20 protein-coding genes are annotated in these 18932 nt (G+C 65.2%); 8 read left to right on the top strand and 12 right to left on the bottom strand.

Features of this window, described 5'->3' with window-relative positions:
• The first annotated feature begins 83 nt into the window (after nt 1-83).
• Together VSX77_RS14990 and VSX77_RS14985 are read left to right on the top strand one after the other, a co-directional pair.
• Nucleotides 84-1715, top strand: a complete 1632-nt coding sequence (locus tag VSX77_RS14990; RefSeq protein ID WP_338425407.1) for a CTP synthase — start codon at nt 84-86, stop codon at nt 1713-1715.
• 21 nt (nt 1716-1736) lie between these two features.
• Entirely contained in the window at nt 1737-2420 is a 684-nt protein-coding gene (locus VSX77_RS14985; protein ID WP_338425405.1) for a Crp/Fnr family transcriptional regulator, read from the top strand.
• Between the two features lie 154 nt (nt 2421-2574).
• On the opposite strand, the gene VSX77_RS14980 is transcribed toward VSX77_RS14985, so the two are convergent.
• The 3 genes from VSX77_RS14980 to VSX77_RS14970 are packed head-to-tail and all read right to left on the bottom strand — an operon-like array spanning nt 2575 to nt 6123.
• Entirely contained in the window at nt 2575-3945 is a 1371-nt protein-coding gene (locus VSX77_RS14980) for a sensor histidine kinase (protein ID WP_338425404.1), read from the bottom strand.
• Nucleotides 3942-4853: a hypothetical protein gene (locus tag VSX77_RS14975; protein WP_338425403.1), complete on the bottom strand. Its 912-nt coding sequence runs from the start codon at nt 4851-4853 to the stop codon at nt 3942-3944. The genes VSX77_RS14980 and VSX77_RS14975 overlap by 4 nt, the downstream gene beginning before the upstream one ends.
• Before the next feature lie 58 nt (nt 4854-4911).
• Entirely contained in the window at nt 4912-6123 is a 1212-nt protein-coding gene (locus VSX77_RS14970; RefSeq protein ID WP_338425402.1) for a hypothetical protein, read from the bottom strand.
• 110 nt (nt 6124-6233) lie between these two features.
• On the opposite strand from VSX77_RS14970, the gene VSX77_RS14965 reads away from it, so the two are divergent.
• From VSX77_RS14965 to VSX77_RS14955, 3 genes are all read left to right on the top strand, one after another.
• The gene (locus VSX77_RS14965; protein ID WP_338425401.1) at nt 6234-6941 is read left to right on the top strand and encodes an SDR family NAD(P)-dependent oxidoreductase; all 708 of its coding nucleotides are present in this window, start codon (nt 6234-6236) and stop codon (nt 6939-6941) included.
• An 82-nt stretch (nt 6942-7023) separates the two neighbouring features.
• On the top strand, nt 7024-9756 hold the full coding sequence (gene gyrA, locus VSX77_RS14960; protein ID WP_422397234.1) for a DNA gyrase subunit A: 2733 nt from the start codon (nt 7024-7026) through the stop codon (nt 9754-9756).
• Nucleotides 9753-10064, top strand: a complete 312-nt coding sequence (locus VSX77_RS14955) for a DUF952 domain-containing protein (RefSeq protein ID WP_338425400.1) — start codon at nt 9753-9755, stop codon at nt 10062-10064. The genes gyrA and VSX77_RS14955 overlap by 4 nt, the downstream gene beginning before the upstream one ends.
• Before the next feature lie 321 nt (nt 10065-10385).
• On the opposite strand, the gene VSX77_RS14950 is transcribed toward VSX77_RS14955, so the two are convergent.
• The 3 genes from VSX77_RS14950 to nadC all read right to left on the bottom strand — a co-directional run bounded on the left by VSX77_RS14950 (nt 10386) and on the right by nadC (nt 12249).
• Nucleotides 10386-10610, bottom strand: a complete 225-nt coding sequence (locus tag VSX77_RS14950; protein ID WP_338425399.1) for a hypothetical protein — start codon at nt 10608-10610, stop codon at nt 10386-10388.
• A gap of 87 nt (nt 10611-10697) precedes the next feature.
• Nucleotides 10698-11414 (bottom strand): ribonuclease T2 family protein, encoded by a 717-nt coding sequence (locus tag VSX77_RS14945; protein WP_338425398.1) that lies wholly within the window; start codon nt 11412-11414, stop codon nt 10698-10700.
• The gene (gene nadC / locus VSX77_RS14940; RefSeq protein WP_338425397.1) at nt 11401-12249 is read right to left on the bottom strand and encodes a carboxylating nicotinate-nucleotide diphosphorylase; all 849 of its coding nucleotides are present in this window, start codon (nt 12247-12249) and stop codon (nt 11401-11403) included. The genes VSX77_RS14945 and nadC overlap by 14 nt, the downstream gene beginning before the upstream one ends.
• A 93-nt stretch (nt 12250-12342) precedes the next feature.
• On the opposite strand from nadC, the gene VSX77_RS14935 reads away from it, so the two are divergent.
• Nucleotides 12343-13479 (top strand): NAD(P)H-dependent flavin oxidoreductase, encoded by a 1137-nt coding sequence (locus VSX77_RS14935; RefSeq protein ID WP_338425396.1) that lies wholly within the window; start codon nt 12343-12345, stop codon nt 13477-13479.
• A 159-nt stretch (nt 13480-13638) separates the two neighbouring features.
• Here VSX77_RS14935 and VSX77_RS14930 read toward each other — a convergent pair whose 3' ends face one another.
• A complete protein-coding gene (locus VSX77_RS14930) occupies nt 13639-14085 on the bottom strand; it encodes a peptidylprolyl isomerase (RefSeq protein ID WP_338425395.1) in 447 nt (148 codons plus the stop codon).
• A 157-nt stretch (nt 14086-14242) separates the two neighbouring features.
• Between VSX77_RS14930 and mgtE the strand changes: the two genes are divergently transcribed.
• Both mgtE and VSX77_RS14920 read left to right on the top strand, forming a co-directional pair.
• Nucleotides 14243-15676, top strand: coding sequence for a magnesium transporter (mgtE, locus tag VSX77_RS14925; RefSeq protein WP_338427285.1), 1434 nt, complete (start codon nt 14243-14245; stop codon nt 15674-15676).
• Between the two features lie 224 nt (nt 15677-15900).
• Nucleotides 15901-16026, top strand: a complete 126-nt coding sequence (locus VSX77_RS14920) for an entericidin A/B family lipoprotein (protein ID WP_041383123.1) — start codon at nt 15901-15903, stop codon at nt 16024-16026.
• An 18-nt stretch (nt 16027-16044) separates the two neighbouring features.
• Here the strand turns inward: VSX77_RS14920 and tatC are convergent, their stop codons facing one another.
• The 5 genes from tatC to VSX77_RS14895 are packed head-to-tail and all read right to left on the bottom strand — an operon-like array spanning nt 16045 to nt 18925.
• Nucleotides 16045-16854: a twin-arginine translocase subunit TatC gene (tatC, locus tag VSX77_RS14915; protein WP_338425394.1), complete on the bottom strand. Its 810-nt coding sequence runs from the start codon at nt 16852-16854 to the stop codon at nt 16045-16047.
• Nucleotides 16851-17258 (bottom strand): Sec-independent protein translocase protein TatB, encoded by a 408-nt coding sequence (gene tatB, locus VSX77_RS14910; protein ID WP_338425393.1) that lies wholly within the window; start codon nt 17256-17258, stop codon nt 16851-16853. Before tatB ends, tatC begins: the two co-directional genes overlap by 4 nt.
• Before the next feature lie 32 nt (nt 17259-17290).
• A complete protein-coding gene (locus VSX77_RS14905) occupies nt 17291-17524 on the bottom strand; it encodes a twin-arginine translocase TatA/TatE family subunit (protein WP_422397233.1) in 234 nt (77 codons plus the stop codon).
• 25 nt (nt 17525-17549) lie between these two features.
• Nucleotides 17550-18143, bottom strand: coding sequence for an SMC-Scp complex subunit ScpB (gene scpB / locus VSX77_RS14900; RefSeq protein ID WP_338425392.1), 594 nt, complete (start codon nt 18141-18143; stop codon nt 17550-17552).
• A complete protein-coding gene (locus VSX77_RS14895; protein WP_338425391.1) occupies nt 18140-18925 on the bottom strand; it encodes a segregation and condensation protein A in 786 nt (261 codons plus the stop codon). Before VSX77_RS14895 ends, scpB begins: the two co-directional genes overlap by 4 nt.
• Between the last annotated feature and the right edge of the window lie 7 nt (nt 18926-18932).

Below are 18932 nucleotides of genomic sequence, written 5' to 3'. Positions count from 1 at the left end.
CCGCACCCCGCGGAAATATTTTCCGCGGTTCGCGATTCGACGGCTTGCGCCGTCCCCCTCCCTTTGAGTAAGTCTTTCCTCCCATGGCGCGGTTCATTTTTATCACCGGCGGCGTGGTCTCCTCGCTTGGTAAGGGTTTGATGGCGGCAAGCCTTGCCGCCCTCCTGCAAGCGCGTGGCTATCGTGTCCGCATCCGGAAATTCGATCCCTATCTGAACGTCGATCCGGGCACGATGTCGCCCTATCAGCACGGCGAAGTCTATGTGACCGACGACGGGGCGGAAACCGACCTCGACCTCGGCCATTATGAACGCTTTACTGGCGTCGCCGCGCGCCAGAGCGACAATGTCACCTCGGGCCGCATCTATCAGGGCATCATCGCCAAGGAACGCCGCGGCGATTATCTGGGCGCAACGGTACAGGTCGTCCCCCACGTCACCGATGCGATCAAGGAATTTGCCCGCGCCGAAACCGACGATCTCGATTTCGTGCTGTGCGAAATCGGCGGCACCGTCGGCGACATCGAATCGCTGCCCTTCATCGAAGCGATCCGCCAGCTCAAGAACGAGGTGGGGCGTGAAAATGCCATCTCGGTCCACGTCACGCTGGTCCCCTATATCGCCGCCGCGGGCGAGCTGAAGACCAAGCCGACGCAGCACAGCGTGCGCGAACTCGCCTCGCTGGGCGTTCAGCCCGACATATTGCTCTGCCGCTGCGAAAAGCCGCTGCCCGACGGTGAGCGCGCCAAAATCGCGCAATTCTGCAACGTGCGGAAAGAAGCAGTGATTCCAGCGCTCGATGCCGACAGCATTTATTCGGTGCCGGTCCAATATCATGGCGAAGGACTCGATGCGGAGGTACTTCACGCCTTTGGAATCCACGACGCGCCCGCGCCGGACCTCACGGCCTGGTACGACATCATGGACCGCAAGCAGCATCCCGAAGGCGAAGTAACGATCGGCGTTGTGGGCAAATATGTCTCGTTGCCCGATGCTTACAAGTCGCTCAACGAGGCGCTCGTCCACGGCGGCATGGCGCACCGCGTCAAGGTCAATATCCGCTGGCTCGACGCCGAGATGTTCGAACGCGACGAGGATCTGGCGGCCAACCTTGAGCCGCTGCACGGCATCCTCGTCCCCGGCGGCTTCGGCGAACGCGGGTCCGAAGGCAAGATTTCGAGCGTGCGCTTCGCGCGCGAACGCGGCGTGCCCTTTTTCGGCATCTGCCTCGGTATGCAAATGGCGTGCATCGAGGCGGCGCGGAACACGAGCGGCATTGCCAAGGCATCGAGCACCGAGTTCGGCCCGACCGACGAACCCGTCGTGGGCCTGATCACCGAATGGATGAGCGCCGAAGGGTTGCAAAAACGCGGCGCCAACACCGATCTTGGCGGCACGATGCGCCTCGGCGCTTATGAAGCCAGGCTTTCGCCGAACAGCCATGTCGCCAGCGTCTATGGCGCCAACGCGATCAGCGAACGCCACCGCCACCGCTATGAAGTCAACGGCGCCTATCGCGACAGGCTCGAAAAGGGCGGGCTGGTCTTTTCGGGCATGTCGCCCGACGGCATGTTGCCGGAAATCGTTGAGCGCCCGGACCATCCGTGGTTTATCGGGGTGCAATTCCACCCGGAGCTCAAATCCAAGCCCTTTGACCCGCATCCCTTGTTCGCGGGTTTCATCGAAGCGGCGGTGAAACAGAGCCGGCTGGTCTGACCGATAAAGGGGATTGGGACCATGGATCACGCAAGACTTGCCGAGCTTCAGGGCCCCGATAGCATCTTTTCCGGCCTATCGGTCGAAGATTGGGCCGAGATCGCCAGCCGCGCGGTCCAGCTCAATTTCGCCAAGGGCAAGGAATTGCTCGTTCAGGGCGATCCCGGCGACATGATGCTGATTCTGACCGAAGGCACAGCGCGCGTGTCGATGCTGACCTTGGGCGGGCGTGAAATCGTCCTCGCCTATGCCGAACCGGGCGCGGTGCTGGGCGAAATCGCGCTGCTCGACGGCGGTGAGCGCACCGCGTCGGTGACCGCGACCAGCGCCGGCAGCGCGCTCCAGCTCGGCCGCAATGCGCTCAAGGATTTTGTCGCCAGCCACCCTGAATTTGCGTGGTCGCTGATGCAGCAGCTCGCGCGCCGGCTGCGCACCGCCGACCAGACGATCGAAAGCGACCGCGCCTACGCCTCCGGCCCGCGGCTTGCGCGCTATCTGAAGCGCCTGATCCGCAAGGATGTCGGTGCGTCGCAGCGCGTCGAACTCAGCCAGACCGAACTTGGCAATTTCGCCGGAATGAGCCGCGAACATATCAACCGCCAGCTCAAAAGCTGGGAGGAATCGGGTATCATCGCGCTCGAACAGGGCCGCGTGCGCGTGCTGGAGCCCGACATGCTCGAGGACATCAGCGAAAGCGAGGGATGACGGGGTTTTCGGGATGTGCCCTCCGCATCCACTTGCCACGGACTCACATTCCATCGTCATCCCGGCGAAGGCCGGGATCTCACCCTATCGGATTGACGCACCCGCGAGGTCCCGGCCTTCGCCGGGGTGACGGGTTGGGGCACCCGCTCGCGCCCTACCCCTCGTCCCGCGCCGGCAGGCTCAGCTTGAAGCGTGCCCCCTGCCCCGGCGCGCTGTCCACCGTCAGGTCGCCGTCCATCGCGCGCGCAAGGCGCCGGGCGATATAAAGGCCGAGCCCCGATCCGCCGCTGTCGGTGCGCCCCAGCCGCTCGAATTTTTCAAACACCTTCGCCTGTTGCCCGGCGTCGATCCCCTGCCCCTGATCGGCGACGGTGACCATCGCGCGGTCGCCCTCGCGATCGACGCGGATCCATATCTGCGAATCATCAGGCGAATAGCGGATCGCATTGCCGAGCAGGTTGAGCAGCACCTGAAGCACGCGGCGGAACTCGCCGGTGGCGGGCATCCGGTCGTCGGTGCTCGGCGCCGATATGCGAATCCCCTTTTCCTCGGCCTTCATGCCGAGCAACCCGACCGCACGGCGGGCCAGATCGCCGAGATCAATGTCGTCGCGCGCCGCCTTGAACCCGGGCCGTTCGATATTCTGAAGATCGGCAAGATCGTCGACCAATCCCAGCAGGTGCCGCCCCGCATGGGCAATATCGCCGGCGTAGCGCGCGTAATCGGCGCGAATCGGCCCGTCGAGCTGGCCGGAGATCGTCTCCGCCGTGGCGATGATGCGGCTGAGCGGCCCGCGCAGCGCCCCGTCGATCCGGCGCCCGAACTTCGGATCGGACAGTGGCAGCGATCCGAAAGCGGGATCGGCCAGCGCGGCCGCAGCCTTGGGCACGGCGACGGGCGCCGCGTCGGTGATGGCAGCAAAACCACGAAACCCCGTGAAGCGGCCCGCCGCATCGAACAGCGCCTCGCCCGAAAGGATCATCGTTGCGCCGGCCGCGCTAACCGTCTGGCCATCGAAACGCGATTGCTGTGCAAGCGCGCGCAGCACCGGAAAACGTCCGTCAGCGTCGGGTTGCAGTTCGAAAAGCTCGGACAACGACCGCCCTTCCCATCCCGCCGGCACCCCGGGGCCGTTCCCCGCTGCGCGGAGCGCGACGAGGCGCAACTGCGGATCGCATTCCCACGACCATCCGTCGATGAGGGTCGTCTCGTCGGCGACCGGCGGAATGTGCGGCGGCGTCACCGCGCGCGCGCGCCAGTCGCTGATCTCGATGCTCGCGCCCTCGGCATCGGGCGTGATCCGCACCAGCGCGTGGATGTCGCTATGGTCGTCGGCGGCATAAAGCGGCCGGCTGATGTCGCGAAGCAATCGCTGCGACAGCGCGACGAGCCGCGCGAGGTGCGGCAGCGCGATCGGCTTGCCGAGCCCTGCCCCGGCGCGCTGTTGCAGCCGCAGCAGCGGCGCATCTGCGCTCACCAGCGCGCCCGACTGATCGACACGGCCGCGGATGACGCGATCGTTCATCGCCCTGCCTCCCCAGCAAAGCCGTGACTATCGCTCACCGCCCGCGCCGGCAGCATCGCCAGCGACGCCTCGAGCGGCGCGAGCGCATCGCGGTCGAGCCTCAGCGGGGCAAGCAGCGACGGCAGCGCAGCGGTCTCGGCGGTGACGAGCGCCAGCGCCGTATCGGCATAGCCTCGTCGCTGCGCCGCCGCGGCCAGCGCAATCAGCGCCGGCCAGTCATGCGCGGCAATGGCTGCGCGCGCGGCGTCCGGCAGCGCGTCCTCCACGGCGTCATGATAGGCTATCGCCGCCGCGGTCATCCCTGGCGCCTCGGACTGCCGCTCGACAGCCTTGCGCACAGCATCGCCCAGATCCGCCGCGCGGCCGGTATCGATACTGACCGCGGCCAGCTGCCAGCCCGCGACATCGTGGAGGAGCGCGCGGAAAATCTCGCTGTCGAGGTCGGCGACCGCCAGCTTCGGCTGCCCATAGGCGTCGAAACGCCGCCGGTCGGCGATGCGCAATGCCAGATAGGCGCGGTCGCGCGCCGTCATCGGGCCGGCCACCTCGGTCGCCGCATCTTCTTCATCGGACTCGGGGGCCAGCGGGACCGGAATTGCTCGCTCGGCTGACAGCGCCCGCCAGCGATGCTCCTCAGCCCGCCCGAAGCAGATGCCGGCAAGCCGCGCGGCGCCCGGCACTCCGCTGCGCAGCCATTCGGTCCACAGTCCGCCGAAATCGACCGCTGGATCGATCAGTTCCGCCACCTCTGCGACCAGCCGCCGCGCGATTCCCAGCGAAAGCGCGCGCTGTTCCTCGGTCAGCCGCCCCGCGGCGGGCGCGGCAAAATAGTCCGCCAGTTCGCCCAGGCGCGCGGACAGCGTCGGTGACGGCGGTTCGACGCCAGGAAAGGAGAGCGGTTCACTCATGCGCACCCGCCAATAGCAGCTTGGCGTTAATAGGCCTTAAACCTTGAAGGACGTTGTTTTACTGGGCCTCAGGCCGCCGCGCGAGGCGGAGCCAGAGCAGATTCTGGAACAGTGCGAGCAGTGGCAGGATCGCGAACATCAGCGGCGCGACCCCGATCAGCAATGCGGGCGCCAGCATGATCCATGCCTGATCGGCGTCGGGAAGGAGCCAGTGGAACCGCCGCCGAGCGCCCAGATCTTCGTACAGGGCTCGTGCAAGCAGGATCGCCGCAGCGAGGCACGGCGCTAGCGCGGCCTCTGCAAAAGACGGTATCGCGCGGCCCGCACCGAGCGCCAGCAGCCACGGGAAACCGGCAAGCAGGACGAGCGCAAAACCGCGGATGACCGCGCGCGCGCGATCCTGCGCCGCACTTTCGGCGCGAAACGCCGCCAGGAAACGCATCGCCGCGAGCCCGAGCCCGCCCAAGATCGCGGCAAGCGTGCCCGCCGCCGCCAATCCGCTGGCAGCCAGCAAAGCGACCCCCAGCCACAGCAACGCGGTGACATGCGGCAGGAAACGCGCCGTATTCGGCGATTTGACGAGCAGCGGTCCGGCGAGCCGCACCAGCGGCATCATGATCGCCGAGCGCCCCAGCCCCATGCCGCCATACTCGACCCTCTGCAGACTCGATTGCTCGATCAGCACCGCGGTCGGGCGATCGGCAACGATCGCAATCTCGCCCTGTTCGAACAGCGCCGGCTCGCAATAGAGCCGCCGTGCGCCCGCCTGCACGGCAAGCCGCAGCAAGGTGAGCATCATGTCCCATTCGCCGGGCATCGCGGCGAGCTCGGCGACCATCGGCTGCGAAACCGAAGCCAGCCCGCCCCAGCGCCGCGTCGCGTCGATCCGCTCGAACCCCTGCGTCAGCACGGTGTCGCCGGTCACGAGGATCGCTGGCGAGCCCGGCTTCGCGATCGCGGCATAATGCGTTCCCCCGGCGCGCAGGCCATCGGCGACCAGCAGGATCTGATCATCGGCCTCGACCAGCGGCACAAGGTCGCTCGCCGCGCGCACCGGCGTCACTTTCAATCCCCGGCTACGAATCCGGTCGCACACGGCGAGCAGGTCGGCCGGCACCGCGGCGACCGCGACGGCGATGTGCGTGACCCCAACGTCGGCAAGGCGCGCCGCCTGCCGCTCGATCAGCGTTTCGCCCGCGACGGTGACGAGCGCGCGTAAGCCGCCGTCGGACAGGGTCTCGCTGGCGCCGACGAGCGCGATCAGGGCCATAGGCGGGCAAGGGGCAGCAAGAAATGCACGGTTCAACCTATTATGGCGGCCCGCGGCTTTGGCAAGCATCGCTTGTTCCGGCCCGGCTGCGCATGATAGGCGTGGCCCCCATGACGGACCGGGGATCGGCGGTGGTGATCGGCGCAGCGGGCGGCATCGGCGCGGCTTTGGCCGACGCGCTTGCGGCCGATGGACGCCATGACGCCATCCACCGCCTTGCCCGATCGGCGCCCGCGCCGCTGACGGTCGACATCACCGACGCGGATTCCGTCGCCGCGGCGGCGGCAATGGTCGCGGCGAGCGGCGCACCGCCCCGCCTCGTCATCGTCGCGACAGGCCTTCTCCACGCCGACGGCCATCGGCCCGAACGCAGCCTGTCCGACATCGATCCCGCATGGATGGCGCGCAATTTTGAGGTCAACACGATCGGCCCGGCGCTGGTCGCGCGCCATTTCCTGCCGCTGCTGCCCCGCCATGGACGCACCATATTTGCCGCCCTGTCGGCGCGGGTCGGCAGCATCGGCGACAACCGCAGCGGCGGCTGGTTCAGCTATCGCGCGTCGAAAGCCGCGCTCAACCAGCTCGTCCGCAGCTTCGCGATCGCCGAGGCGCGGCGCAATCCGGACGCGGTGGTCGTCGCCTTGCACCCCGGCACGGTCGACACGGTGATGTCGCGGCCGTTCCAGCGCGCGGTGCCGCCCGCGGCGCTCGTGACGCCGCCCGACGCGGCGGCCAACCTGCTGCGCACGATCGATGCGCTGACACCCGCCCAATCGGGGCGAATTTTCGCATGGGACGGCAGCGAAATCATTCCCTGAAAATCGCCCGAATCACTGGCAATTCGTCGCGCCATGGGCTAGGCCAAACCCATCTCCCGATAAGCAGAAAAAAGGCCGGGTCTTGACCGAAGAAAATACGCCTGTGCAGCCGTCCGAGGACGGCGTTTCGCCGATCAATATCGTCGACGAAATGAAGACGTCGTACCTCGATTATGCGATGAGCGTGATCGTCAGCCGCGCGCTGCCCGACGTGCGCGACGGCCTGAAGCCCGTCCACCGCCGCATCCTTTATGCGGCGCAGGAAGGCGGCTTCGTCCCCGGCCGCCCGTACAAGAAATCGGCGAAGATCGTCGGCGACGTCATGGGTAATTATCACCCGCACGGCGACAGCGCGATCTACGACGCGCTCGCGCGCATGACGCAGGACTGGTCGCTGCGCGTGCCCTTGATCGACGGTCAGGGCAATTTCGGTTCGATGGACCCCGATCCGCCGGCGTCGATGCGCTACACCGAGGCGCGCCTGGCCAAGACCGCGATGGTGCTGCTGAACGATCTCGACAAGGATACGGTCGACTTCCAGCCCAACTATGACGCGAGCCGCGAGGAGCCGACCGTGCTTCCCGCGCGCTTCCCCAATTTGCTCGTCAACGGCGCGGGCGGCATCGCGGTCGGTATGGCGACCAACATTCCGCCGCACAACCTCGGTGAAGTCGTCGATGCGACGCTCGCGATGATCGACCGCCAGCTCGAGGGCGGCGAACCGCTGACCCTCGAAGAATTGATGGCGATCGTCCCCGGTCCCGACTTCCCGACCGGCGCGATGATGCTGGGTCAGGGCGGCGCGCGCAACGCCTATGCCACCGGCCGCGGCTCGATCATGATGCGCGCGACGCACATCATCGAGGAAGGCAGGAACGACCGCCAGTCGATTGTTTTGACGTCGATTCCCTTTCAGGTCGGCAAGTCGGGCCTAGTCGAGAAGATCGCCGAGGCGGCACGCGACAAGAGGATCGAGGGCGTCGCCGACATCCGCGACGAATCGAACCGCGAGGGCGTGCGCGTCGTCATCGAACTGAAGCGCGACGCGACCGCCGAGGTTGTGCTTAACCAGCTGTGGCGTCACACCCCCGCGCAGTCGAGCTTCCCCGCGAACATGCTCGCGATCCGCGGCGGCCGCCCCGAAATGATGGGGCTGAAGGATATTCTTTCGGCCTTCATCACCTTCCGCGAAGAGGTCATCACCCGCCGCTGCAAGTTCGAGCTCGCCAAGGCACGCGACCGCGCGCACATCTTGCTCGGCCTCGTCGTCGCGGTAAGCAACCTCGACGAAGTCGTCCGCATCATCCGCGGCTCGAACTCGCCCGCCGCCGCGCGCGAAGCGCTGCTCGCGCGTGAATGGCCGATCGGCGAAATCGCGCCCTATATCCGCCTCGTCGAAGCGATCGAAGGCGAGATGGAGGAAGCCGCGATCTATCGCTTGTCCGAAGTGCAGGTTAAGGCAATTCTCGACCTTCGCCTCCACCGCCTTACCGCGCTCGGCCGCGACGAAATCGGCAAGGAACTCGAGGAGTTGGCGACCGAAATTGAGGAGCTGCTTTCGATCCTCGCGGACCGCGTAAAACTCTATGGGGTGATGCGCGAGGAACTGGTCGCAGTGCGCGACGAGTTTGCAACCCCGCGCAAGACGCTCGTCGCTCCCGCCGCCGACGGCATCGACGACGAAGATCTCATCGAGCGCGAGGAGATGGTCGTCACCGTCACGATGGACGGCTATATCAAGCGCACTCCGCTCGACACCTTCCGCGCCCAGCGCCGCGGCGGCAAGGGCCGCGCGGGCATGGCGACGAAGGACGAGGATGTCGTCACGGAATTGTTCGTCACCTCGACGCACACGCCCGTCCTCTTCTTCTCGACCGCGGGCAAAGTCTATCGCATGAAAGTGTGGCGCCTGCCCGAAGGCGGGCCCGCGACGCGCGGGCGGCCGATGGTCAACCTGCTGCCGCTCGCGACCGGCGAGACGATCTCGACCGTGCTGCCGCTGCCCGAGGACGAGGCCGAGTGGGGCAAGCTGCACGTCATGTTCGCCACGGCGAAGGGCAGCGTACGCCGCAACAGCATGGACGCCTTCACCAACGTGCCGTCGAACGGCAAGATTGCCATGAAGTTCGAGGGCGAGGACGAGGACGACCGGCTGATCGGCGTCGCGCTGCTCGACGAAAGCGACGATGTGCTGCTCGCGACGCGGCAGGGCAAGGCGATCCGCTTTGCCGGCGATGATGTTCGCGAATTCCAGAGCCGCAATTCGACGGGGGTGCGCGGGATGCGCCTTGCCGATGGCGACGAGGTCATCTCGCTGTCGATCCTCCACCGCGTCGGCACCAGCAGTGACGAGCGCGAAGCCTATCTGCGCGCCGCGCCGTGGAAAGATAACGAGAACGCCCCAACCTTGGACGAGGCCCGCATGGCCGAGCTGGCCGCGCGCGAACAGTTCATCCTGACCGTCTGCGCCAACGGCTATGGCAAGCTGTCCTCGGCTTATGAATATCGCCGCACCGGCCGCGGCGGCCAAGGGATTACCAACATCGACAATATCGCCCGCAACGGCCCGGTTGTCGCGAGCTTCCCGGCGACGAAGGAGCATCAGCTGATGCTCGTCACCGATCAGGCGAAGCTGATCCGCATGGGGCTCGGTTCGATGCGCGTCATCGGCCGCGGCAGTGCGGGCGTTCGCCTGTTCGACGTCGCCAAAGACGAACATGTCGTCTCGGCCGCGCTGATCGAGGAGGACGAGGATGCAGAGGGCGTTCAGGAAACGGCGGTCGAAGCGCCGACTAGCGAAGCACCGTCCGAATGATGAGACCGGCCACTGCCTTCAAGGTGCTGACCGCCCAGCAATGGACGGATTTCGAGCGTGAACGCGTATTCCGCGGCGCTCCCGTGGACATTGAGGACGGCTATATCCACCTGTCGACCGCGGACCAGCTGGAAGCAACGATCGCCAAATATTTTGCGGGGCAAGGCTGCCTGAGGATCGTCGAGGTCGACCTGGTCCAGCTCGGCGATGCAGTGCGCTGGGAACCGGCCCGCGGCGGCGACCTCTTTCCACATGTCTACGCCGCCCTGCCCATCGAAGCGGTGGTTAGCCTGCAACAGCGCGATTGACCGCGCGGGTGGCGTACTTTGATTGCCTGAGGCTCCGAGACCCGGGCAGTCACAAAATGCGATAGCGGCTTTTTTTGGGAGGACTGCCATTAATCCTCCCTGTGGCGCAGCCATGGGGAGGTGGCAGCGCGAAGCGCTGACGGAGGGGCAATAACGCGACGTTGCCGCCCCTCCACCACCGCTTCGCGGCGGTCCCCCTCCCCATCGCTGCGCGACAGGGAGGATCAGATGTCCCCAATCGATCGTTTCGAGCTATCCGTCATCCCGGACTTGATCCGGGATCCATTGCTTCAACGCTGAACGACCCGGACGCCCTGCGCCTCACATCACGAACAGCATCGTCGCCGTAAAAAAGATCGCGAAGCTCTGAAGAAACAATCGGAAGTCATTATTCGAAAAGATCGTCACCGGCTCGCGATGTGCCGCCAGCGCCGTGCGCAGTTCGCCCTGCCAATCCTTGGGCGCGTTCATCCGCGCGATCGTCAGCCGCCGCGCGCCATGTTCCCGCACGCGGCCGCGAATATTGATATGATCGCCCGAATCCATGCACCCAAGGCTAGGCCCATGTTAACGAGTCGGTAAGGTTAAAAGATCGTTAACGGCAGCGCCGTCCCGATGCGGGACGTTTAACTGCTAACCACGCGGCATTGGCCGAACACGGAGTTGCCGGCCATCCTGCACCCCCTTCTGGAACGATTTGCACGGTGCGGGGCGCATTCTGGGCCCCAGACACAGTCGAACTTCCTTCAGCCATCCCGCCCGATCGGATGTCACTGCAATCATCGCCGGTGTGATGCCCCGATTGACCGCGGCAAACGCAGAGCGAATGCCGCCCGCGGTCTGCCGCCGCGCCGCGAGTATCTTCATCTCCGGAAAACGGACCGCGCGAAACAGCAGCTCGGCAGCGCGAAAATAGGCGGCCGGATTCGGGCTCATGCACGTTCCATGCTTCGCCCATTCATGCTGGATCAGCTGCACCGACGGCGTCATGCACAAATGCTTTCTCAGCACCGGCTGCGGCACGATCTTGGCCGGGCGGCACCATTGCGGATAGCCCGCATTGTCGGTTTCGGGCCAAAGCCCGTGCAGCACCCAGCCAAAGCGGCCATTCTCTCCCGAACATTGAAAGCCGTCGCGCGCGCCTTTGGAATCACGGACCCCCGCACAATGTTGCGGCGACCAGCTCATCGCCAGCAGATGGCCGGTGATGGGTGGCCGCCGAACCGGCTCGCCCCGCGGCGGCTGTTCGATCCGCGGCACGAGAATCCGGTCGGGCAACGAACAGGCAAGCGCTTGTGCTTGCGCTGCGGCGGGCGCGAGCGCCAGTGCGGCGGCGCTAAGCCAGCGCAAAATCGAGCCCGATGTCGGCCGCGGGCGCCGATTGGGTGAGGCGACCGACCGAAACATAGGTAACGCCCGTTTCGGCGATGTCGCGGATCGTGTCGAGCCGCACCCCGCCCGACGCTTCGGTCGGTACTTCACCGTCCACCAGCACGACGCATTGGCGCAGCTCTTCGAGGCTCATATTGTCGAGCAACAAATGCGTCGCCCCGGCCTTCAGCGCCGGTTCGACCTGCGCCACGCGGTCGACCTCGACGATGATGTCCGCAATTCCCGCCGCGACCGCACGCCGCACCGCCTCCTCGACCGACCCCGCGACGGCGACGTGATTGTCCTTGATCATCGCCGCATCCCACAGCCCCATCCGGTGATTCTTCGCGCCGCCCATCCGCGTCGCATATTTTTCCAGCACGCGAAGGCCGGGGATCGTCTTACGCGTGTCGAGCAACGTCGCGCCGGTTCCCGCGATCGCGTCGACATATTGACACGTCATCGTCGCAATGCCCGACAGATGCTGCACGGTGTTGAGCGCCGACCGTTCGGCGGTCAACATCGCGCGCGCATTGCCCGACAGGCGCATCAAATCGCTGCCCGCGGCGACGCCGGCGCCCTCTTCGGCCAGGATTTCGATCTCCATGGCAGGATCGAGCGCGCGAAAGAAAGCTTCGGCGATCGGCAGCCCCGCAACGATGATCGCATCGCGGCTGTCCATTAGCCCGCCAAAACGCGCATCGGCGGGAATCACCGCCATCGATGTAATATCGCCCCCCACCCCCAAATCTTCGGCGAATGTAGCGCGGACGAAAGCGTCGAGGTCGAAATCGGGAAGGGAAAATTGGGTCATGCAACCGCGATAATGGGCGCCCGCAGCAAATCAACTTGACGTTTACGTAAAGTGGCGCTGACATACATCGCATAACAAAACGGAGAGGCTTCCATGCAATCACCCATTGCGACGATGCTCGGCATTGAATTTCCCTTGCTCGCTTTCTCGCACTGCCGCGACGTCGTGGTGGCGGTGTCGAAGGCGGGCGGCATGGGGGTGTTCGGCGCCGCCGCACTGCCGCCCGAACGGCTCGAAGAGGAACTTGCGTGGATCGACGCGCATATCGGCGGCCGCCCCTACGGCGTCGATCTGATCGTGCCCAACAGCTTCGCCGGCAAGGGGGACGCCCCGTCGGCGGGCGCCGCGCAGATTCCCGAGACGCATCTGAACTTCGCCGCCGACCTGCTCGGCAAATTCGACGTCGATGCATCGGGCCTCGACTCGGCGATGGAAGCGCGGCAGAGCTTTGGCGACAATATGCACGAAGAGGGCGCGGCCCGGCTGCTCGAAGTCGCTTTCCGCCACCCGATCAAGCTGATCGCCAACGCGCTCGGCGTCCCGCCGCCGCTGATGCTTGAGCTAGGAAAGCGGCATAATGTGCCCGTCGCCGCGCTCGTCGGCACGCGCGATCATGCGCTCGCGCAGGTGCGCGCAGGCGTCGACATATTGGTCGTCGCGGGTGGCGAAGCGGGCGGGCATTGCGGCGAGGTCGCGACGATGGTGCTCGTCCCCGAGGTCGCGGCGGCACTCGACGCGATGGGCGATACCACACCGATCCTAGCCGCGGGCGGCATCGTCACCGGGCGCCAGATGGCAGCAGCGATGGCGATGGGTGCGCACGGCGCGTGGACCGGATCGGTGTGGCTGACGACCGCCGAGGCCGAGACCAGCCCGGTCGTGAAGGAAAAGATGCTCGCCGCCTCGTCGCGCGACACGGTGCGCTCGAAAAGTCGCACCGGCAAGCCGTCGCGCCAGCTCCGCTCGCCGTGGACCGACGCGTGGGAGGCCGAAGGCGCGCCGAAACCGCTGCCCATGCCGCTCCAGTCACTGGTCAGCGAACCGGCGCTGCGCAAGGTCGATAAATTGTCCGAGGGCGGCCACGAAGGCGCCAAAGCACTCGCAACCTATTGGGTCGGCCAGGGCGTCGGCTTGATGAACGAAGCGATGGGCGCCGGACAGGTTGTGCAGGCGTTCAAGGAAGACTGGATCGCCGCGTGCGAGCGGCTGAACGGGTTTATCGGAGAGTGAGCAATTTGATCCTCCCTGTCGCGCAGCGATGGGGAGGTGGCAGCGCGAAGCGCTGACGGAGGGGCTATTGCGCCGACGTTGCGAGGCCCCTCCACCACTCGCTGCGCGAGCGGTCCCCCTCCCCATGGCCTTCGGCCACAGGGAGGATTGCCTGAACTTTTAAGAAATCGTCGCTTTCACGATCTTGCCCGGCTCACGCGGCGGCTCGCCCTTGGGCAGCGCGTCGACATTATCCATACCCTCGATCACTTCGCCCCAGACGGTGTACTGGTTGTCGAGAAAGCGCGCATCCTCGAAGCAGATGAAGAACTGGCTGTTCGCGCTGTTCGGATTCTGCGCGCGCGCCATCGAACAGACGCCGCGGACATGCGGTTCGCTGCTGAATTCCTGCGGCAGGTCGGGAAGCTCGCTACCACCCATGCCGGTACCCGTGGGGTCGCCGCCCTGCGCCATGAAGCCCGGGATCACGCGGTGGAAGACGACGCCGTCATAAAAGCCCTCTTTCGCGAGCGTGGAAATGCGCTCGACATGCAGCGGGGCAAGATCGGGGCGAAGGCGGATGACGACATCGCCGGTCGACAGCGAAAGCGTGAGGGTATCGGACATAACTAGGCTCCTGTAATCGAGGTTGGCAGCGCCATAGCGGCCCTGCGCGCGCAAGGCCACGCACTAATTGCCGAAACGACCTTCGTGGCGTTGCCATCGGCCGGTCGCCGCACTAGGGGAAAGGCGGACGCCGCAAATGACCAGGGAGGACCGCGCGATGGACGAACGCGAAGAATCCCGGCCGCCAGAAGACGTGAAGATTGCCGTCGATCGCGAAGAGATCGTGACCGAACTCGACGAGGACGACCGGCTGAAGCCCGATTTCGTGCGCGACGTGATCGACCTGGCCGAAGCCGGCGAAGGCGAGGCAGCGCGCGAACGCATCGGCCGCCTGCACCCTGCGGACATCGCCGACCTGTTCGAGCTCGCGCGGTCGGATGAGCGCCCGATGCTCGCTGCCGTGCTTGGCGACATGCTGTCCGCCGACGTGCTGGCGGAAATGAACGACTATGTGCGCGAGGAGCTGATCGACCTGCTCGCGCCCGAGCAAGTCGCCGAACTCGCGTCCGAACTCGATACCGACGACGCGGTCGCGATCATCGAGGATATGGAAGCCGACGAGCAACAAGCCGTGCTCGACGCAATGGAGCCCGAAGATCGCGCCGCGATCGAAGATGCTCTGTCCTTCCCCGAGGAATCGGCCGGCCGCCTGATGCAGCGCGACCTGGTCGCGGTGCCCGAGCATGTCACGGTCGGCGACGTGATCGACAGGCTGCGCGAGGATACCCATCTCACCAGCGATTTCTGGGAAATCTTCGTCGTCGATCCGATGCACCGTCCTGTCGGCACCTGCCAGCTGAGCTGGATTCTCCGTACGCCGCGCGACATTGCGATCAGCGACGTGATGAAGCGCGAACAGACGTTGATCCCGGTCGATATGGACCAGGAAGAGGTTGCGCTGCGCTTCCAAAAATATGCGCTGATCTCGGCCGCGGTCGTCGACAAGGCGGGGCGCCTCGTCGGCATGATCACGGTCGACGACATCGTCCACATCATCCAGGAGGAGGCGGGCGAGGATATATTGCGCCTGTCGGGCGCGGGCGATGGCGACATTAACGAGCCGATCCGCGAAACATACAGTGCGCGCGTGCGCTGGCTGATCGCCAACCTCGGCACCGCGCTCGTCGCCTCGACGATCGTGGGCATTTTCGGCGGCGCGATCGAGCAGATGGTTGCGCTAGCAGCGCTGATGCCGATCGTTGCGGGGGTCGGCGGTAACGCCGGCACGCAAACGCTGGCGGTGACAGTGCGCGCGCTCGCGATGAACCAGCTCACCGATTCGAACAGCTGGCGCGCAATCTGGCGCGAAATGAAGATCGCCTTGCTGAACGGCGGCACAATAGCCGTGATTGCGGGGGGTGCGACCGCCCTATGGTTTGCAAATCCCGCGTTGGGCGGCGTCATCGCGGCGGCGATGGTCGTCAATATTTTCGTTGCAGGCGTAGCCGGGGTCGCTATCCCCCTATTGCTCGACCGGCTCGATCAGGATCCGGCCGTCGCCAGTTCGATTTTCGTCACGATGACGACCGACTCCATGGGCTTTCTGGCGTTCCTGGGCCTCGCGGTGCTGAGCGGACTGACGACGCTCTAAACCTAAGCAATTGCTTTTCAACGATCAGTATCGGTGCCCAAAAAAATTTCGCTATTCCGATTCTTTTTTGGAACTTTTCGAACAATTCGGTCGTTTCCCGTTCGAGCAGCGGTCATCGCCCCCCCGCAGCGCTGCTCAGCAACATTGGCCCGGCCCGCATTCCCTCCCCCCCCTCGAAGCGTGCCGGGCCATTTTGCGTCACGATTTGATTGAGGTGAGAAGAGATGACTGGTTTTCGTGCGATCCTCCTGGCTCTGCTCGCCAGCTTTCTGGTCGCTGGCTGCAACACGGTGAAGGGCGTCGGCCGCGATATCGAATCGGTCGGCGAAGCAGGCGACCGGGCGATCTGATCCGATATGTCGCTTATTCTATGCCTCTTCGAGAGGTTCGACAGGCGCCGCTTCGGCGCCTGTTTTGCGTCGGCGCTGAGTGAACCAGATCGCGAAGATCGAAAATTCGTAAAGCAGGATCAGGGGCACCGCGAGCAGGAACTGGCTTAAAATATCGGGCGGCGTTGCGACCGCCGAAATGGCAAAGGCCGCGACGATCATGTAGCGCCGCGCCGCGATGAGCTGATCGCGACTGACAAGTCCGGCGCGCTCGATCAGCATCAGCAGGATCGGCAGCAGGAACGCGATCCCGAACGCCATGATGAACTGCATCGTGAAATCGAGATAATTGCCTACCGACGGCAAAGCCTCCTGCGTCACCCCGCCGACATTGCCCTGAAAGCCGAGCAAAAAGCGCAGCGCGAGGGGAATGGTGATGAAATAGGCGAAGGACGCCCCCACCGCGAACAGCACAGGCGTCGCGAAAAGAAAGGGCAGCAGCGCGCGCTTTTCCTGACGATAGAGGCCGGGCGCGACGAATTTCCAGAGCTGGTTCGCGATCACCGGAAAGGCGATCATCATCGACGCGAAAAAGGCGACCTTCACCTCGACGAAAAAGGCCTCAAACAGCTGCGTGTAGATAAGTCTGCCCTGCCCCGCAGCGATCAGCGGCTGGACGAGGATCGCAAAGATCGGCCGCGCGAAATAGAAGCAGACTCCGAAGGCGAGCGCGACGGCGAGCAGCGATTTGAGCAGACGCGAGCGAAGCTCGATCAGATGGTCGAGCAGCGGCATCTTGCCGCCGGCGCCGTCTTCGTCGCTCCGCATATCCGGGCTGCCGTCGCTCATGGAAGCGGTCCGCTGCGCGGCGGCACGACATGTGTCTCGCCCCCGCCCGCGTCGCCCACGGAATCCGGCGCTTCGTCGGCCTTGTCCGTGCGATCCGCATCGGCCGGTGGCTGCGCCGGTGATGGATTGGCCGGCTTCGCGGCCGCGACGCTGTCGGCGTCATCGATGCGCGGAAATTCGCGCATGATCGCCTCATTCTGCTCGCGCCACTGCTTCTCCAGTTCTTCGAGTTCGGCCTCGCGCATCATCGTGTCGAGCCCGGCGCGAAAATGGCGCGCCATGCCGCGCGCCTTGCCCATCCATTTGCCGACAAAGCGCATCGCCTTGGGCAAATCCTTGGGCCCGATAACGACCAGGGCCACCACCACGACGAGCAGCAACTCGGTGGGCGCAACATCAAACATGAGTCAGCCTGTCCCCCGCGAACGGAAAGCGGTCAGCGGTTTTCGGTTTCCGCGGTGGGGGTGGGAGTCGCGGTCAGATCGGGCGCGCGCTGACCATCGATCTGCTTCGGTGCGGGGGTCGGCGTATCGTCGTCGGCCATGCCCTTCTTGAAGCTTTTGATGCCCTTGGCGACATCGCCCATCATGTCCGAAAAACGCCCCTTGCCGAACAGCAGCAGGACGAGGATCCCGACCACGAGCCAGTGCCAGATGCTGAAGCTACCCATCTCACATTCTCCTTGAGGGGCTCATCTAAGCCTCTTCGCCGTCATTTACTAGGTCCAGTTCGCCCATCGCCGCTTCAAAAGCGAGATCGACCGGATCGAGCAGGCCCGCCGCGCGCAGATCATCGAGCCCCGGCAGATCCTTGCGGCTGCTAAGGCCGAAATGCTGCAAAAATGCGTCGGTGGTCTTGTAGATCAGCGGCCGCCCCGGCACTTCGCGCCGTCCGGCGGGCGCAATCCACTCGGCTTCCATCAGCACGTCAAGCGTGCCTTTCGACGTCTGCACACCGCGGATCGCCTCGATCTCGGCGCGGCTGACGGGTTCGTGATAGGCGACGATCGCCAGCACCTCGGCAGCGGCGCGCGACAGCTTGCGCGGATCGTCACGCTCGCGGCGGAGCAGGTGGGCCAGATCCGCCGGAGTCTGAAAATGCCAGTGGCCGCCGCGCTCGACGAGTTCGACGCCGCTCCCTGCATGGCGCGCGGCGATCATTTCGATAATCGACCTCACCTGTCCCGGGGTCATTTCATCGCCAAGCCGGCCGGAAACCTGCCGTGCGTCGAGCGGCTCGTCACTCGCAAAAAGCATCGCCTCGATCGCACGCTCCAGATCGTCGATCATGCCCCCCGTCCCCCTGTAGCCGACCGCAGATAGAGCGGCTCGAACGCGCCATCTTGCTTCAGGTCAACCCGCCCCTGGCGCGCCAGTTCGAGCGCCGCGACAAAGCTCGACGCGATCGCCGAGCGGCGCAGCGGACCTTGATAGTCGGCGGGCAAAAAATCGGCCAGCTCGCCCCAGTCGAGCTTTACGCCCAGCATCCGTTCAAGGTGATGCAGCGCGGCGTCGAGCGTGATGACCGGACGCCGCGACACCATATGGACCACGGGTTCGGACCGCAGCTTGACCTGTCCGTAAGCCGCCAGAATGTCGTAGAGGCTGGCATCCCAACGCCGAAGTTTGACATCGTGCAGCCCCTCTGGCCGCGGGCGCAGGAAAACATCGCGGCCGATGCGGTCACGCGCGAGCAGCCGCGCCGCCGCCTCGCGCATCGCCGCGAGCCGCTGGAGCCTGAGTTGCAGCCGCAGCGCCAGTTCGTCGGGCGACGGCTCCTCCAGCGGATCCTTTGGCAGCAAAAGCGCCGATTTGAGATAGGCAAGCCAAGCGGCCATCACCAGATAATCGGCAGCAACCTCGAGCTTCAGTTCGCGCGCCTCGGCGATGAAGTTCAGATATTGTTCGACGAGGGCCAGGATCGAAATCTGCTTGAGGTCGACCTTCTGGTTTCGCGCCAGCGCCAGCAGCAGGTCGAGCGGCCCTTCCCAGCTTTCAAACGAAAGCTGGAGCGCATCGTCGCGTCCGGACGCCGGCGCTGCAATATCGAAATCGAGCGCCAGCTCCTCCATCGGCGCG

The organism is Sphingopyxis sp. TUF1 (assembly GCF_036687315.1).
GTDB lineage: Bacteria > Pseudomonadota > Alphaproteobacteria > Sphingomonadales > Sphingomonadaceae > Sphingopyxis > Sphingopyxis kveilinensis.
Note: the sequence above shows the minus strand (reverse complement) of the source record. Positions and strands in the feature narration are given on the sequence as shown.